Here is a 14,694-nt window from a genome sequence, read left to right as displayed (position 1 = left end):
ACCGGCCCGCAGCACGCAAACGAAACCCCAAAGGGGCACCCCGGGACTGCGCACCCCCGACAGGGGGAGTTGCGCGGGACGGGTTGCCCCGTGAAGGAGGGACCGCAGGTCCCGCGCTGGTTTTCGTGCCGCCGCATGGCAAGGAGGCGCACCCCGCGAAGGGGGGGGACATTGGCGCACCCCGGGCGGAAGCGGGCCACCGACGGGACGGGGACGCGGTGGGGTGTCCCCGCAGGTCGAGACGAACGACGGCGGAAAGCCGAAAACGAAAGCTTCACGCCGAGGAGACACCCCGGCGCGGCACCGGACACCCCGCACCCACGCACCCCACACGGCCACCGTCGGGCACCACGAATCACGCGGCGCAAGCCGCGACACACCGCAACCACACGCCGCGCCGAAGCCACACAGCCGCACCCGGAATACGGCGAACCGCCCCGCGCAAGGGATCCCGCCCAGGCGTGCTGCGGCACAAAAATCAGCGCGGGACCCTACAGCGCGCACCACACCGGCCAACCGTCCCGCGCAACACCCCCGTACAGGCCGGGACCGGACCGCCGATGGCTACGCCGGCGGGATGGCAGCGCAGCAGCAGACGCCGTCAGGACGCGCGCAGCAGCCGCGACGCGGTGACGGCGTCCGGGGACGTGGCCATGAGCGCCTCGGTGAGCGCGTCGCCCGCTGCGGTCAGCGCCGCGTCGTCCATCGGGCCGAGTGCGTCGAGGATGAAGACGGCGCGGGTCGTGTCGTGGGTGAGCCGGGTGCGTACGCACTGGCGCCAGTTCCAGCGGCGGCAGGTGACCCCGGCGTCGTCGCGCCAGACGACCTCGCCCGCCCTGGGGTGCTCCACCACCGTCTCGCCGCCCGAGGTGACCTCGAAGGACTCGGTGCCGTCGGCGCGCACGAGGCGGAGCGGGCCCGTGTAGTGGTCCAGGTCCTCGCCGCCGAGCGGGAGCACGTGGGCGACGGAGACGGCGTTGTAGATGTCGGTGAGCCGGTCCACGCGGGGCAGCCCGTCCGGCACCCGGCGCAGCAGCGCGTCCACGCTGGGCCGGATGCGCTTGGGCTTGGCGCCGAAGGAGCGGAACGCCTCGTGCCAGGCGGCGATGTGCGGGTGGCTCTCCGGGTCGGCTGCGCCCTCCTCTGCGGCGGCGAGCAGGCGCTCGCTGGACTCGTCGCCGGGGCCCGGACGCAGGCCCTCGACGGTGATGAGCAGCGCGCGGTAGTCCGGGCGCAGCTCGGCCACCTCGGGGCTGATGGAGGCCGCCGCGAGCCAGTTCTCGGTGTCCCGCACACCGGTCCCGTCACCGGCCCCGTCACCGGCCCCGGTTCCGGTTCCGGTTCCGGCCGACGGCCCGTTCCGCGTCTCCGGCTCTGTCGCCATGTCCGTCCGCCTCTTCCCGCGCCTGTGGCGCCTGCCGCGCTTCTCGTGTCTCCCTGCCGCCGGGTCCCCGGATACTGCTCGGGACCCGGACAGGCCAATGCAATGTACCAGCTGGTGCACTATTCACGACAAGCGCGAGCCGCGGCGCCCGACTCCCGCTCCTCTCCCAACGCCACGTCCGAATCCCGCCGGATCCCCCCGTCCCGCCCGACAAGGATCGACGACGTGACCGGGCGCGGCCCGCGCCCCGGCACCGAGGAGAGCGAGCAGACCATGAACACCGACCGGACCCCCGCCACCTCCGTCGTCGAGGCCGCCCGTCCGCTGCGCGGCAAGGTCGCGCTGGTGACCGGCGGCAGCCGTGGCATCGGCGCCGCCACCGCGCTCCGGCTCGCCGAGGAGGGCGCCGACGTCGCCCTCACGTACGCGACGAACGCCGCGAAGGCGGCCGACATCGTCGCCCGCGTCAAGGCCCTCGGCAGCAGAGCCCTCGCGCTGCGCGCCGAGAGCACGGACGCGGCGGCCGTACGGGCCGCCGTGGAGGACGCGGTCGCCGAGTTCGGGCGGCTCGACATCCTCGTCAACAACGCGGGCACGGGCGCCGTCGGCCCCGTCGAGTCGGTGCCGCTGGAGGACCTGGACCGGGTGCTGTCCGTCAACGTGAGGGCGCCGTACCTCACCACCCAGGCGGCGGTGCCGCACCTCGCCGAGGGCGGGCGCGTCATCAGTGTCGGGAGCTGCGTCGCGGAGCGCGTCGCCTTCCCGGGGATGTCGCTGTACGCCACCAGCAAGGCGGCCGTCACCGGCATGACGAAGGCGCTCGCGCGGGAGCTGGGGCCGCGCGGCATCACGGTCAACGTGATCACGCCGGGTCCCGTCGACACCGACATGAACCCCGCCGACGGCGAGGGCGCCGAGACGCAGGCCGGGTTCACGGCGCTCGGCCGCTACGGCACCGCCGACGAGATCGCCGCCACCGTGGCCCACCTCGCGGGTGACGGCGGCCGGTACATCACCGGCGCCTCACTCGCGGTGGACGGCGGCTTCGCGGCCTGACGCCTTCGGCGGGGGCGGGGCGGGAGTGGCGGGGCGGGGCTCCCCCGCCCCGCCGGACCACCCGGACCACCCGGACCACCCGGACCACCCGGACCGCACCCCGCCCCGTAAAAGCGCCGGTCAGAACCTGCCGGTGACCTTGTCCGGGGTGACGCGCACGACGATCCGCTCGCCGTCGTCCTTCGAGGCCGGGTTGAACGTGGCGTAGTCCTGGCCTGTGTACTTGTGGGCCAGCCTGTTCAGCAGTTCGCCGGAGGTGTCCGGCGTGACGGTGGCCGTGCCCCGGACCTCGGCATAGGTGTACGGGTTCTCGGGCGGGTTGACCAGCACGGTCACCCGGGGATCGCGCGCGACGTTCTTCCCCTGCACCCGGTCGACCGTCGTGGAGAACAGCAGGTCGTCGCCGTCGCGCACGATCCACACGACGGTGAGATGGGGACGCCCGTCGGGCAGGAGCGTCGCCACCGTCGCGAAGGCCCGCGAGTCGTCGAGGTACTTCTTCAGATCGTCCGAGAGACCAGCCGCCACGGTCGGAGCCCTTCGTGTGAGGTGGAGGTACGCGGCGCCGTAGGGCCGCACCCTCCCCAACGCCCCGCCGCCGCGAGGAATTTCCGCGCGCGGAAGTACCTCGACGACGGGCGGGGCCTGTTGTCCCGATGAGCAGCATCCTGGCCGAGCCGACAGCGCCTACCGTGTGCTGCCGGTGACCTGACGGCCCGGTCTCACCTGAGGTGCCGGGCGAGGAACCGGCCCGCCGCCTCCCCCGCGTGCTGAGGGACGCCGGTGTGTCCGCCCATGTTGGCGTGCAGGGTCTTCTCCCTGGAGCCGAAGGCGTGGAACAGATCGAGGGCGGCCTGCCGGTCGTTGCCCTCGTCGTCCCATTGCAGCAGGACGTGCAGCGGAACGGTCACCTGGCGGGCCTCCTCGAATATGACGCGAGGGATGAAACTTCCGGCGAACAGAACGGCGGCCGAGATGCGCGGCTCGACCACCGCCAGCCGGGTGCCGATGGAGATCACTCCCCCCGAGTAGCCGACCGGGCCGCCGATCTCAGGCAGCGACAGGAGGGCGTCCAGGGCGGTCCGCCATTCCGGGACCGCCTTGTCGACCAGGGGGAGGACGAGGGCGTCGATGATCTCGTCACTGACCGGCTCGCCGGCCGCCATGGCCCGGCGCAGGTCGGCGACGGCCTGCTCGGTGCCGGGCAGACGGGGCCGGTCGCCGTTTCCGGGGAGTTCGATGGTGGCCGTGGCGAAGCCGTCCGCCGCGGCGTGCCGGGCCCGTCCCACCAGCCGGGGGTACGCCTTGCGCAGCCCGACGGGAGGGGGGCCGAGCAGGATCGGCGATACCGGCGCGGACGCGGCTTCAGGAGTCCACAGGATGCCGGGGACCTCGCCGAGGGTGAATTCGCGCTCCAGCACACCGTCGTCGAGGCGCTGTTCAGAAGTGAAATGCATGGTCGTGCCTTTCGGGAGTGCACAGAACGGCACTCCCGGACGACGACCTATCGCCCGACCGTGACCCCGGAGGGGAGCACCCATGTCGATACGTTCACGGGTACCACCTCCTCGTTCTCCGGCACGGCCGCTGGAAACGTAGCAGCGGTCGCCCTGGTTCGCCAACGGATTCTTGCGGAGACCCCGCCACCTCGTACACTCGAACACATGTCCGAGCTGCCGCCTGATCTGCCCCGCCTCCACGCCATCGCGGACTGGCTTCAGCACCGGCTCGCCGAGCACGAGACGATCGGCACCTATCTGCGGCTCCAGGCCGAGAAGGTCGGCAGCGCGATCGAACGCGCGGCGACCGATCCCGACGCCCGCACTGGAACCGGTGCCGGTACCGACGCCGGTGCCGACGCCGAAGAGCCCCGCTTCCGGCTCCAGCCCATGCGCGTGCCCGAGGGGCGGGCCACGCTCCACCTCGACGACTGCTGGATCACCGACGGGCACCCCGTCAGCCACGACGAGGCCCTGCTCGCGCTCCACGAGCCGATCATCGAGCTGTGCCCCGCGTGCCGCCCGCGTGAGGCGCTGCGCGAGACGCCGGCACCGGCGCCGACGCCCACACCGGCCCGGCGCGGCACGGCCGGGTGACCGTCGCGCGGGCGCCCGCATTAGGCTCATTTCGTACGGGTCGACGGACCCGTACGGGATGAGCGCAAGAGGAGCGGTGGCCGTGCACGGCGAGTACAAGGTTCCAGGCGGCAAGCTCGTCGTCGTCGACTGCGACGTCCGGGGCGGTGTCCTGCGCGACGTGCGCGTCGCCGGTGACTTCTTCCTGGAACCCGACGAGGCGCTGCACGCCATCGACCAGGCGCTGGAGGGCGCGCCCGCCGACGCGGACGCGGCCCAGCTCGCGGCCCGCGTCGAGGCCACGCTCCCCGAGGGCACGGTGATGTTCGGCTTCTCGGCGGGCGCGGTGGGCATCGCGGTACGCCGCGCGGTCGCCGAGGCCACCGACTGGACGGACTACGACTGGCAGCTCGTCCACGAGGCGCCTCAGCCGCCCGAGCTGCACATGGCACTGGACCAGGTGCTGACGGAGGAGGTCGCGGCGGGGCGGCGTCCGCCGACGCTGCGGGTGTGGGAGTGGGCGTCGCCCGCCGTGATCATCGGCAGCTTCCAGTCCCTGAGCAACGAGGTGGACCCGGAGGGCGCCCGCCGCCACGGCGTCTCCGTGGTGCGCCGGGTCAGCGGCGGGGGCGCGATGTTCGTGGAGCCCGGCAACACCATCACGTACTCGCTCAGCGTCCCGGACGCGCTCGTCCACGGGTTGTCCTTCGCCGACAGCTACGCCTACCTCGACGACTGGGTCCTCACCGCGCTCGCCGACATGGGGATCAAGGCGTGGTACCAGCCCCTCAACGACATCGCCTCCAAGGACGGCAAGATCGCGGGCGCGGCCCAGAAGCGCCTCGCCTCGGGCAGCGGCGCCGTTCTGCACCACGTGACCATGTCCTACGACATCGACGCCGACAAGATGCTGGACGTGCTCCGCATCGGCAAGGAGAAGATGTCGGACAAGGGCACCAAGAGCGCCAAGAAGCGCGTGGACCCGCTGCGCCGCCAGACGGGGCTGCCCCGCGCCGAGGTCATCGACCGCATGATCGGCTCGTTCCGCGCCCGCTACGGCCTGGCGATCGGCTCCGTGACGGACGAGGAGATGGCACGCGCCCGGGAACTCGCCCGCACCAAGTTCACCAGCGAGGAGTGGACGGCACGCGTGCCGTGAACCCCGGGGGCCCGGCGCCCCCTGTCAGCCGTCGCCCGTCAGCCCGCGCCCGTCAGCCGTCGCGGTGCACGCGGAAGCGCAGCGCGAAGTGGTCGAGCGTGGCGGGGACCGGGGCCGTGGGGCGCAGCTCCGGGTGGGAGGCCAGGGTGTAGGCGTGGTGCGAGAGCAGTTCCTCCAGGAAGGTGCTGGTGGTGAGCAGCACGAGGTTCTCCCCCGGGCACCCGGCCGCACCCGAGCTGAAGGGCAGCAGCGCCGGGTTGGCGCGCGCCTCGTGGGCGGTCTCCTCGGTCCAGAGGTGCGGCGCGAAGCTGTCGCCGTACGACTTCGCGGGCTCCCCACGGTGCAGGTAGGGGGTGTAGAGGGCGAACGTGGTGTGTGCCGGGACGGTGCCGCCCCGCCACGTGGTCTCCTGGTTGCTCTCCCGGAGGATGAGCGGGGTGGTCGGCCACAGCCGTACGGACTCCAGCGCGCAGCCGCGCAGATACGGCAGCTCCCGCGGGCCCGCGAGGTCGTGGGCCCGGGCCTCCTCGCGGGCAGCGGTCGCCTGCTCGGGGTGGGTGGCGAGCAGCGCGAGCGCGCGCATGGTCGCCATGCCGGCGGCGTCGTAGGCGAACAGCCAGTGCGGGATCTGCCCCGCCGGATCGACACCTTCCGCGGCGGGGGTACGGGCCACGAGCGAGGCGAGGCCGCCCGTCTCCCCCTGGGATCCGGGTGCGGCGGCGGTCTCGACGTACGACCGCACGCGTCGGAGGAACGCCGTGCGCAGCTCCTTGCGCCGAGGGCTGAGCACGGACCAGTTGGCTGCGGCCCGTAGCCGCTGGAGCTGCGCTGTGAGGGTCTCGTCGTCGCGTGCCGCGTCGCCGAGCACGATCCGGCGTACGGTGCGCCACCAGGCCGCGTTGAAGTCGTCCCAGGTGAGCCGGCCCGTACGTTCGCTCCCGGCCAGCAGGCGCCGGGCCTCCTCCCGCACGGTCGCCGTCAGCGGTTCGGCCATGCGGTGCAGGGGCTGCGGCGTGTCGAGGACGTCCTCGGCGAGGCTTCTGCGCGCTGCGCGCTCGCCTGAGTCCGAGATGAGGAGGCCGTGCGGCTGGAACTGTGCCAGTGCTCCCCGCTTCTCCGGCGTCGCGGGTGTGAACGTCTCGGGGGTCTCGGACAGCACCCGGTGCGCGTCCTCGGGTTCCAGCACGAGCGCGTACCGGTGGCCGCGCACGGAGAACGGCAGCGGGTCGGGGCCGTACCGGTTGCGCAGGGCGCGGGCCTTCTCGATGCCGCGCCGGTCCCAGCCCGTCCGCTCGACGAGCGACATCATCCGCGGGCGCCGCACGACGACGCCGCCCGCCAGCACCGGCAGCAGCACGTCGCCCACGACGGCCGCCGTCTCCCCCGGGCTCAGCGTGGGCAGCGGTCCATGAGCGTTCGGGTTCCGGGGTGCCTCGGCCGTCTCCGTCGTCCGTGTGTTCACGCACCTCACCTGCTCTGTCGTCGGGTCGTCGGGGTCGTCAGGGTCGCTTTGGGGCACCGGGCGGGTGGCCGGTCCGGGCGTGCCGAAACGTCGGGTGGCGGCGTCAGCGTCAGCGGAGCGGTCCGGCACCGTCCTTGACCGCCGAGAGGCGTTCGATCACGCCGAGGCAGTAGCGCTCACGGGCGGTCACGGCGAACCCGGCCCCGCGCAGCAGGTGCAGCGGGCGCCGCATCTGGTGGTCGCCGACGCGTCGGACCATGACCGGGTCGAGGAGGCGCTGCCCGGCCCGGACGGCGAAGTTGCCGCTGACGACGTGGTCCAGGAGCAGCAGCGTGCCGTCCGGTCTCAGCACCCGGTGCATCTCGGCGAGGGCGGCGCGGTCGTCGGGGATGCAGCACAGGGCGAGGGCGCAGACCACGGTGTCGAAGGCGGCGGCGGGGAAGGGCAGTTCGGTGGCGGAGGCTTCGGTGAGGGTGACCTTCGTCCCCGTTTCGGCGGCCCGCCGACGGGCGCGTGCCAGCATCGCAGGTGAGAGGTCCACTCCGGTGAGGTCGGTGCCCTCGGGGTAGTCGGGGAGGCTCAGCCCGGTGCCGACGGCGACTTCCAGGACGCGTCCACGGGCCCGGGAGGCGACCCAGCGGCGGCCGTCGCGGACGATGTAGCGGTCGTAGAGGCGCGTCGCGCTGTCGTAGTGCGGCGCCTGGCGCTCCCAGATCCCGCGGATGCGCGCCTCGTCCCCTTCAGTGTCTTCGGTGCCGTGTCCCATCGCGCCCCCCGGCGTCGTGCCGCTGCCTCCGACGGTCCCAGCATCGCGTCCCCCGCCGGGCGGAGGCGACAGCTCCGCGCGGGAAAGCGTGTGGGAAGGCGCGTGGGAAGGCGCGTGGGGCGGTCCATTCGTGGTACCCACGAGCTGGTCGGGGCGTTACGGTCATTGACGCGTGACCCGGTTGAATTACCCTGAGCCGAGTGGTGAATTCGGCCGACTGTTCCCTTCGGCGAGTCATGAATTATGGATTCTTGATCCGGAAGCGGGTGGGCAGGGTGACGGAACGGAGTCCCGGCATTCCGACAGTGACAGCCGGTGAAGCACCCGGCCCCGGCCTCGGCCCCGGTTCTGATTCCGGTTCCGATTCCGCGCACGGGGTTTTCACGTGACGTCGGATCCCTCGGTATCGGGGGACGATGCCGCGGAGACGTTTGCTCCGCCCGCCTCACCCGTCTCTTCGCACAACGAGTGGGATCCGCTGGAAGAGATCATCGTCGGACGTCTGGAAGGCGCGACGATTCCCTCCGACCACCCCGTCGTGGCCAGCAACATCCCGCCGTGGGCCGCGCGCTTGCAGGGACTCGCCGCAGGTCACAAGTATCCGCGCAGGCTGATCGAGCCCGCGCAGCGCGAACTCGACCAGTTCATCGAGCTGCTGCGCTCCCTCGGCGTCACCGTCACCCGCCCGGACGCGGTCGATCACTCGCGGAGCTTCAAGACCCCCGACTGGTCGTCGCGGGGATTCTGCAACACCTGCCCACGGGACAGCATGCTCGTGATCGGCGACGAGATCATCGAGACCCCGATGGCGTGGCCGTGCCGGTATTTCGAGACCCACTCCTATCGCGAGATCCTCAAGGACTATTTCCGGCGCGGGGCACGCTGGACGGCGGCGCCCAGACCGCAGCTCACCGACGCGCTGTTCGACCCGGATTTCTCCCTCCCGGAGCCCGGCGAGCCCGTGCGCCACATCCTCACGGAGTTCGAACCGGTCTTTGACGCGGCGGATTTCGTCCGCGCCGGACGCGATCTCTTCGTCACGCGGAGCAATGTCACCAACGGCATGGGAATCGAGTGGCTGCGCCGCCATCTCGGGCCCGGCTACCGCATCCACGAGATCGAGAGCCGCTGCCGTACGCCCATGCACATCGACACGACGTTCCTCCCCCTCGCACCCGGCAAGGCGCTGATCAATCCCGAGTACGTCGACGTCGACCGGCTGCCCGCCGTCCTGGACTCGTGGGACATCCTGACCGCGCCCGAGCCCGAGCCGATCCAGGAACGCCTGCTCAGGACGACGTCGATGTGCGGCAAGTGGCTCAGCATGAACGTGCTCATGGTCGACGAGAAACAGGTGATCGCGGAGCGGCACCACACCGGCATGCTGCGCGCGCTGGAGAAATGGGGCTTCGAGCCGATCCCGTGCGATCTGCTGCACTACGCGCCCTTCGGCGGCTCGTTCCACTGCGCGACGCTCGACGTCAGACGGCGCGGCACGCTCGAATCCTATTTCGCCTGAACTGTCGGCGGCTCAACCGTCGCTCCCCTGACGGCCGTCGGCGAGGTCGGCGGCCGTCCACGCCATCGCGAGGGCGCCCTCGACGACGGCCCGGTCGGCGGCCGGGGTCACGCACGCGGCCGTGAACTCGGGCTGGTGGTTGACGGCGGGCGCGCAGTCGAGGCCCAGCATGGGGTGGATGGCGGGCACGGCGTGGGAGACATTGCCCATGTCGGTGGCGGCCCCGACGGCCGCGCCGCCCGGCAGCTCGGGGAAGCTCCGCCCCAGGGCCTCGGCGTTGGCCCGGTACAGCGCCAGCAGCGCGGGGTCGGGGCGCATGTCGGCGTAGTCGGGCCCGGCCGGGACCGTCGAGAGTTCGCAGCCGGTGGCGAGGGCCCCGGCCTCGAAGCAGCGCCGTACCCGCTCCATGAGCGGTGCGAGCGCCTCAAGGGTCTCGGTGCGGACGTTCCAGTGGCCCCGGCTGACGTCCGGGATGACGTTCGACGCGCTGCCCGCCTCGGTGACGATGCCCTGGATGCGGTCGGTACCCGTGGTCTGCTGCCGCAGCAGCCCGATGGCCACCTGCGCGACGGTCATGGCGTCGGCCGCGTTGACCCCGCGCTCGGGGTAGGCGCCCGCGTGCGCGGGGGTGCCTCGGTAGGTCACGTCGAAACGGGAGACGGCCGAGCCGGGCATGGCCGCCATCTCGACGGCGGCCGGGTGCACCATCATCGCGGCGTCCAGCCCGTCGAAGGCGCCGCGCTCCAGCATCAGGACCTTGCCGCCGCCGCCCTCCTCGGCCGGTGTCCCGAGCACCGTGACGGTGAGGCCGAGGTCGTCGGCGAGCGCGGCGAGCCCGAGGCCCGCGCCGACCGCCGCGGCGGCGATGACGTTGTGCCCGCAGGCGTGGCCGATGTCCGGCAGCGCGTCGTACTCAGCGCAGACGGCGACGTGCACAGGACCCGAGCCCACGCGGGCGCGGACGGCTGTGGGGAGCCCGTAGCAGCCGTGCTCGACGTCGAACCCTGCGCCGCTCAGCTCCTCCGCGACCCAGGCGCTGGCCCTGACCTCCTCGAAGGCCAGTTCCGGGTGGCCGTGGACGCGGTGGGACAGGGCCACCAGGGCCGCTTCCGCGCCCCTGATCCGGCGCTCGATCTCGCGCTTGGGGTCCGTCGGCATCTGGGGTCCCTTCCCGGTGGGTGGTGGGGTGGTGGGGTGGTGGCTGGCGCGGTGGATGTGCGGCGGTCAGGCGATGCGGTCCGCCATCAGCTCGCCCGCCATGATCGTGGCCAGGTTGGTGTTGGCGCGGGGCACGGACGGGAACACGGAGGCGTCGACGACGCGCAGCCCGTCGAAGCCGAGGACCCGGCACTCGTCGTCCACGACCGTGTCCGGCGCTCCGGCCGCGCCCATCCGGCAGGTGCTGGTGCCGTGCTGCGCGTCCATGACCGTGGCCAGCAGGTGCGCGTCGAGACGGTCGTCGCTCTCCAGCGCGGAGAACAGCGCCTCGTTCGCCTTCTCGACCGACCCCGGTCCCTGCGCGATGGCCCCGGTCTCCGGCCGCAGCGCCAGCTCGGCCAGCGCCCGCACGCCCTGGCGCAGCAGGGCGCGGTCGCGCTCGTCGGACAGCATCCGCTGCCGCACCAGCGGCTGTGCGACGGGATCGGCCGACGTCAGCGTCAGCGTGCCGCGCGAGTGGTTCAGGTTCAGCCAGACGCCGTACGCGCCCGAGGCGGTGCTGGTGGAGGCGGTGGCCATGGCCAGCACGTTCTGGTTGAGGGACACGAACATCAGGTCGTTGTGCGGGGCTCCGGGGGCGCTGGTCCAGCGGACGCAGACGTTGGTGTGCCGGTCGTGCGGCGAGGTGATGGCAGCGCGCTCCGTCAGCGGGACGGACACCATCGCCATCGGATGGTCCTGCATCCCCCGCCCCACCGGAAGCGCGTGGCGCACGTCGATGCCGAGCGCGCGCAGGTCGTCGGCGGGGCCGATGCCCGAGCGCATGAGGATCGCCGGGGAGTGGATGACACCGGCGCTGAGGACGACCGTCTCCGCGTGCTCGGTCACCACCTGTCCCCCGGCCGCCACCACCCTGACCCCGACCGCCCTGTTCCCCTCGAACAGCACCCGGTCGACCAGCGCGTCTCCCCTGACGGTGAGGGTGCTCAGGTCCCGTGCGGGCTCCAGGTAGGCGTCGTTGACCGACACCCGGCGACCGTCGCGCGAGTTGATCGGGTACGGCGAGACGCCGGTGGCGCCGGGCGCGTTGACGTCGGGGGCCCAGGCGTGCCCGGCGGCGAGAGCGGCCTCGGCCAGCGCCGCGTCGACCCCGCCCCACGCGCGGCGCGGCATCCGGTGGACGGGCGTCGGACCACCGCGGCCGTGGTACGGCTCGTCGCCGAACTCCTCGTCGTCCTCCAGCTTCGCGAAGTACGGCAGCACTTCCTCGGGCGACCATCCGGCGCAGCCCTGTCCTGCCCAGTCCTCGAAGTCCGCCATCGGGGGCCGGATCGCTATCTGCCCGTTGACCGACGAACTGCCCCCGGCTCCGCGCCCGCGCCAGTACGGGGCCTGGGGCTGCGCGTCCGTACGCGAGGAGTTCAGGTCCTCCCAGAGCAGTCCGGCAGCCGCCGTCGGATCCAGCAGCGCGACCGCCGGGTTCGGCGAGCGCCACGCCTCGTGCATGCCAGCCGAGCGGTAGTCGGGGCCCGCTTCGAGCAGCAGGACCCGCTTCCCCTTCGCCGCGGAACGCGCCGCGAGCGCGGCACCGGCGGATCCGGCGCCCACCACGATGAGGTCCCAGCCGATGCTCGTCATTCCTTGCTCTCCAGCCATAGGGTGACCGGGCCCGGCAGCGAGGCGAGTCCCTGATCGGATCTGCGGAGTCTTCCGGGGCTTTGGCCTGGTACTTTCCGCCGAGGCGTACATTCAGTCAAGACTGAACGTTCAGATTCAACTGATTTCTCGGAGGCTCCCGTGTCCCAGGAGGCCGAGGACGTCGAGACCGAGGCCGAGACCGAGGACGCCGACGTCCACGACGCGCTCGTCGAGGAGTTCGGCCTGCACATCGGGCGGGCGATGGGCTGGCCACGGATGGCGGGCCGGGCGGCGGGGCTGCTGATGCTGAGCGAGCGCCCCATGACCCTGGCCCAGCTCCAGGACGCCCCCGGCGCGAGCAAGGGATCGGTCTCCGAGATCACCCGGCTGCTCATCGCCCACGGCACGGTGGAGCGCTCCAAGGAGGCGGGCCAGCGGCACTTCGTCTACCGCTGGCGGGACGACGCGTGGGCCGGGTGCCTCCAACACGTCGTCGCCTCGACGGCGCGCCTGCGCGACCTGGCCGACGACGCGCGCGAGCGGGGCGCCGGGATGTCGGCGGTGCGGCGGGAGCGGCGGGAGCGGCTGGACGAGATGCGCGCGTACTACCACTTCGTGACTCCTCCATCCCGTAGACGGGGTGGCTTCTCGTTACGCCGGGTTGGCGTCGCGACGGACCAGCCCGGCCCGTAGAACGTTGACAGCTCCGACCGTGTCGGCGTGTGCCGTGTGGCCACACGCCTGGCAGTGGAACTTCTCCTGTGCGGGCCGGTTCTCCTTGGTGGTGTGCCCGCATGCGGGGCACCGCCGAGAGGTGTTGCGGGGGTCCACGGCGATCACTTCCCGTCCGGCGCTTTCAGCCTTGGCGTGCAGGATCGTCAGGAACACCCCCCATCCGGCATCAGCGATCGAGCGGTTGAGCCCGGCCTTGGATGCGGCCCCGTTGGGCAGGAACGCGCCCGGCTTGCCGGGATCGGGCTTCGGCGCGGGGGCCTTGCTCATGTTGCGGATCTTGAGGTCTTCGCGCGCGATGACATCATGCGCGCGGACCAGCGTGAGGGCGGTCTTGTGCGCGTGGTCAAGCCGCTGCCGACGGACCTTCCCGTGCAGCCCCGCGACCTTCTCCACAGCGCACTGGTGGTTGGCGCCACGGTCCCTGGCCTTGCGGCGCGGGAACCGGGACAGGGCCTGTTGCGCGGCTTCGAGCTTCGCGGCGGCCTTCCGGCCGTGACGCGGGCTGGGCACGAAGTTGCCGTTCGAGTCGGCGAGGAAGTTGGCGATGCCCACGTCGATGCCGATGACGCTGCCAGTCTTCGGCAGTGGCTCGGGCTGTGCCTGCTCCGCTGTCAGTACCACATACCAGCGCTTGCCCTCGCGCTTGACGCTGAGGGTCTTGACCTTGCCGGTCACCGGCCGGTGCTGGTTGACCTTGACGTGTCCAACGCCCTGGAAGCGGACGCGGGTGACCGGATCGTGCGGCGTGCTGTCCCAGCGGCATCCGTCGCCGTCCTTGGGGAAGTCCACCGTGTCGAACCGGTTCACCCCGCGAAAGCGCGGGTATCCGGGCGTCTCGCCGGTCTTGATGCGGCGGAAGAACGCGGCGAATGCCTTGTCGAGACGGCGAAGTGTCGCCTGCTGGCTGGAGAAGGACCAGCGGCCCTGACGTTCCGGGTCGAATGCCCGGATCTCCTTGAGCTGTGCGGACTGCATGCCGTACGTGATGCTCGTCTTCGAGCTGTGCCGGTAGGCGCCCCGGCGTTCCTGTAACGCGCCGTTGTAGAGCGAGCAGTGATCCCGCAGCATCTCGGAGAGGGCCTGGTCCTGACGGACGGTGGGCCGCATGAGGAACTTGTACGCACGGATCATTCAGCCCACCCCCTCCAGGCCGGTTCGGCCCCGGCTCTATCATTGGTTTATGTCACCTCGCTGGGAACCAGACCCCGGTGTACGGCGCGGCCGTCACGTCGTTCACCGCCTGCACGCACATTTGGTTTTCGTCACCAGGCACCGGGGCACCGTCTTCAACGACGAGATGCTGACGCGCTGCGAAGAGATCATGCGAAAGGTCTGCGACGACTTCGAGGCCGACCTGACCGAGTTCAACGGCGGGGAGGACCACGTGCACCTGCTGGTGCACTACCCGCCGAAGGTCGCCCTCTCGAACCTGGTCAACTCCCTCAAGGGCGTGTCCTCGCGCCGACTGCGGCAGGAGTCCACCGGCCGAGTGGACCCAGCGGTCCTGCACGGCCGGTTCTGGTCCGGCTCCTACTTCGCCGGAAGCTGCGGCGAGGCACCACTCCAAGTGGTCAAGGACTACATCGAGAACCAGAAGCGGCCGGACTGAGAACGGCTTTCTCCAGGGAGCATCCTGAAGCGACGCTGCGGCGCTCCGCGCCGCAGGGCTCAGGACCGGAATCCCTCCCCGCCTGAAGGCGGGGATACCCTCCGAAGAAGAGGGATGGGGAAGCGGGTCGCGA

The 14,694-nt window shown here is 71.8% G+C and carries 14 protein-coding genes; 6 read left to right on the top strand and 8 right to left on the bottom strand.

What is annotated here, in order from left to right; all coding sequences use genetic code 11:
- Positions 1 to 601: 601 nt before the first annotated feature.
- Entirely contained in the window at positions 602 to 1,384 is a 783-nt protein-coding gene (locus ACYVOO_RS36245; protein ID WP_461019980.1) for a B3/B4 domain-containing protein, read from the bottom strand.
- 273 nt (positions 1,385 to 1,657) lie between these two features.
- Here ACYVOO_RS36245 and ACYVOO_RS36240 point away from each other — a divergent pair, with 273 nt between their 5' ends.
- On the top strand, positions 1,658 to 2,440 hold the full coding sequence (locus tag ACYVOO_RS36240) for a 3-oxoacyl-ACP reductase family protein (RefSeq protein WP_461020070.1): 783 nt from the start codon (positions 1,658 to 1,660) through the stop codon (positions 2,438 to 2,440).
- 120 nt (positions 2,441 to 2,560) lie between these two features.
- Here the strand turns inward: ACYVOO_RS36240 and ACYVOO_RS36235 are convergent, their stop codons facing one another.
- Together ACYVOO_RS36235 and ACYVOO_RS36230 are read right to left on the bottom strand one after the other, a co-directional pair.
- Entirely contained in the window at positions 2,561 to 2,968 is a 408-nt protein-coding gene (locus ACYVOO_RS36235) for a PPOX class F420-dependent oxidoreductase (RefSeq protein WP_461019979.1), read from the bottom strand.
- 194 nt (positions 2,969 to 3,162) lie between these two features.
- A complete protein-coding gene (locus ACYVOO_RS36230) occupies positions 3,163 to 3,897 on the bottom strand; it encodes a dienelactone hydrolase family protein (protein ID WP_461019978.1) in 735 nt (244 codons plus the stop codon).
- A 207-nt stretch (positions 3,898 to 4,104) separates the two neighbouring features.
- On the opposite strand from ACYVOO_RS36230, the gene ACYVOO_RS36225 reads away from it, so the two are divergent.
- Positions 4,105 to 4,536, top strand: a complete 432-nt coding sequence (locus ACYVOO_RS36225) for a DUF6233 domain-containing protein (RefSeq protein ID WP_461019977.1) — start codon at positions 4,105 to 4,107, stop codon at positions 4,534 to 4,536.
- Between the two features lie 82 nt (positions 4,537 to 4,618).
- Complete coding sequence (locus tag ACYVOO_RS36220) at positions 4,619 to 5,674, top strand: lipoate--protein ligase family protein (protein ID WP_461020069.1); 1,056 nt, start codon at positions 4,619 to 4,621, stop codon at positions 5,672 to 5,674.
- Between the two features lie 52 nt (positions 5,675 to 5,726).
- Here ACYVOO_RS36220 and ACYVOO_RS36215 read toward each other — a convergent pair whose 3' ends face one another.
- Together ACYVOO_RS36215 and ACYVOO_RS36210 are read right to left on the bottom strand one after the other, a co-directional pair.
- Positions 5,727 to 7,136 (bottom strand): cytochrome P450, encoded by a 1,410-nt coding sequence (locus tag ACYVOO_RS36215; RefSeq protein ID WP_461019976.1) that lies wholly within the window; start codon positions 7,134 to 7,136, stop codon positions 5,727 to 5,729.
- A 109-nt stretch (positions 7,137 to 7,245) separates the two neighbouring features.
- The gene (locus tag ACYVOO_RS36210) at positions 7,246 to 7,902 is read right to left on the bottom strand and encodes a class I SAM-dependent methyltransferase (RefSeq protein ID WP_461019975.1); all 657 of its coding nucleotides are present in this window, start codon (positions 7,900 to 7,902) and stop codon (positions 7,246 to 7,248) included.
- 385 nt (positions 7,903 to 8,287) lie between these two features.
- Between ACYVOO_RS36210 and ACYVOO_RS36205 the strand changes: the two genes are divergently transcribed.
- Complete coding sequence (locus ACYVOO_RS36205; RefSeq protein WP_461019974.1) at positions 8,288 to 9,421, top strand: amidinotransferase; 1,134 nt, start codon at positions 8,288 to 8,290, stop codon at positions 9,419 to 9,421.
- A gap of 12 nt (positions 9,422 to 9,433) precedes the next feature.
- Here the strand turns inward: ACYVOO_RS36205 and ACYVOO_RS36200 are convergent, their stop codons facing one another.
- Together ACYVOO_RS36200 and ACYVOO_RS36195 are read right to left on the bottom strand one after the other, a co-directional pair.
- Positions 9,434 to 10,579 (bottom strand): M20 family metallopeptidase, encoded by a 1,146-nt coding sequence (locus ACYVOO_RS36200; RefSeq protein ID WP_461019973.1) that lies wholly within the window; start codon positions 10,577 to 10,579, stop codon positions 9,434 to 9,436.
- Positions 10,580 to 10,645: 66 nt separating this feature from the next.
- A complete protein-coding gene (locus ACYVOO_RS36195) occupies positions 10,646 to 12,217 on the bottom strand; it encodes a GMC family oxidoreductase (RefSeq protein ID WP_461019972.1) in 1,572 nt (523 codons plus the stop codon).
- A gap of 159 nt (positions 12,218 to 12,376) precedes the next feature.
- On the opposite strand from ACYVOO_RS36195, the gene ACYVOO_RS36190 reads away from it, so the two are divergent.
- Complete coding sequence (locus ACYVOO_RS36190; protein WP_461019971.1) at positions 12,377 to 12,910, top strand: GbsR/MarR family transcriptional regulator; 534 nt, start codon at positions 12,377 to 12,379, stop codon at positions 12,908 to 12,910.
- Here ACYVOO_RS36190 and ACYVOO_RS36185 read toward each other — a convergent pair.
- A complete protein-coding gene (locus ACYVOO_RS36185) occupies positions 12,869 to 14,083 on the bottom strand; it encodes an RNA-guided endonuclease InsQ/TnpB family protein (RefSeq protein WP_461019970.1) in 1,215 nt (404 codons plus the stop codon). The genes ACYVOO_RS36190 and ACYVOO_RS36185 overlap by 42 nt on opposite strands.
- Positions 14,084 to 14,132: 49 nt before the next feature.
- On the opposite strand from ACYVOO_RS36185, the gene tnpA reads away from it, so the two are divergent.
- Positions 14,133 to 14,561 (top strand): IS200/IS605 family transposase, encoded by a 429-nt coding sequence (gene tnpA, locus ACYVOO_RS36180; RefSeq protein ID WP_461019969.1) that lies wholly within the window; start codon positions 14,133 to 14,135, stop codon positions 14,559 to 14,561.
- The last annotated feature ends 133 nt before the right edge of the window (positions 14,562 to 14,694 follow it).

The organism is Streptomyces daliensis, from assembly GCF_054782395.1.
The sequence above is the reverse complement of the archived record's forward strand: the minus strand, read 5'-3'. Positions and strand labels throughout refer to the sequence as shown.

Coding starts and splice junctions, on each gene's coding strand:
- ACYVOO_RS36230 (WP_461019978.1), bottom strand. CDS start 3,897: ATGCATTTCACTTCTGAACAGCGCCTCGACGACGGTGTGCTGGAGCGC.
- ACYVOO_RS36240 (WP_461020070.1), top strand. CDS start 1,658: ATGAACACCGACCGGACCCCCGCCACCTCCGTCGTCGAGGCCGCCCGT.
- tnpA (WP_461019969.1), top strand. CDS start 14,133: ATGTCACCTCGCTGGGAACCAGACCCCGGTGTACGGCGCGGCCGTCAC.
- ACYVOO_RS36195 (WP_461019972.1), bottom strand. CDS start 12,217: ATGACGAGCATCGGCTGGGACCTCATCGTGGTGGGCGCCGGATCCGCC.
- ACYVOO_RS36210 (WP_461019975.1), bottom strand. CDS start 7,902: ATGGGACACGGCACCGAAGACACTGAAGGGGACGAGGCGCGCATCCGC.
- ACYVOO_RS36225 (WP_461019977.1), top strand. CDS start 4,105: ATGTCCGAGCTGCCGCCTGATCTGCCCCGCCTCCACGCCATCGCGGAC.
- ACYVOO_RS36245 (WP_461019980.1), bottom strand. CDS start 1,384: ATGGCGACAGAGCCGGAGACGCGGAACGGGCCGTCGGCCGGAACCGGA.
- ACYVOO_RS36185 (WP_461019970.1), bottom strand. CDS start 14,083: ATGATCCGTGCGTACAAGTTCCTCATGCGGCCCACCGTCCGTCAGGAC.
- ACYVOO_RS36200 (WP_461019973.1), bottom strand. CDS start 10,579: ATGCCGACGGACCCCAAGCGCGAGATCGAGCGCCGGATCAGGGGCGCG.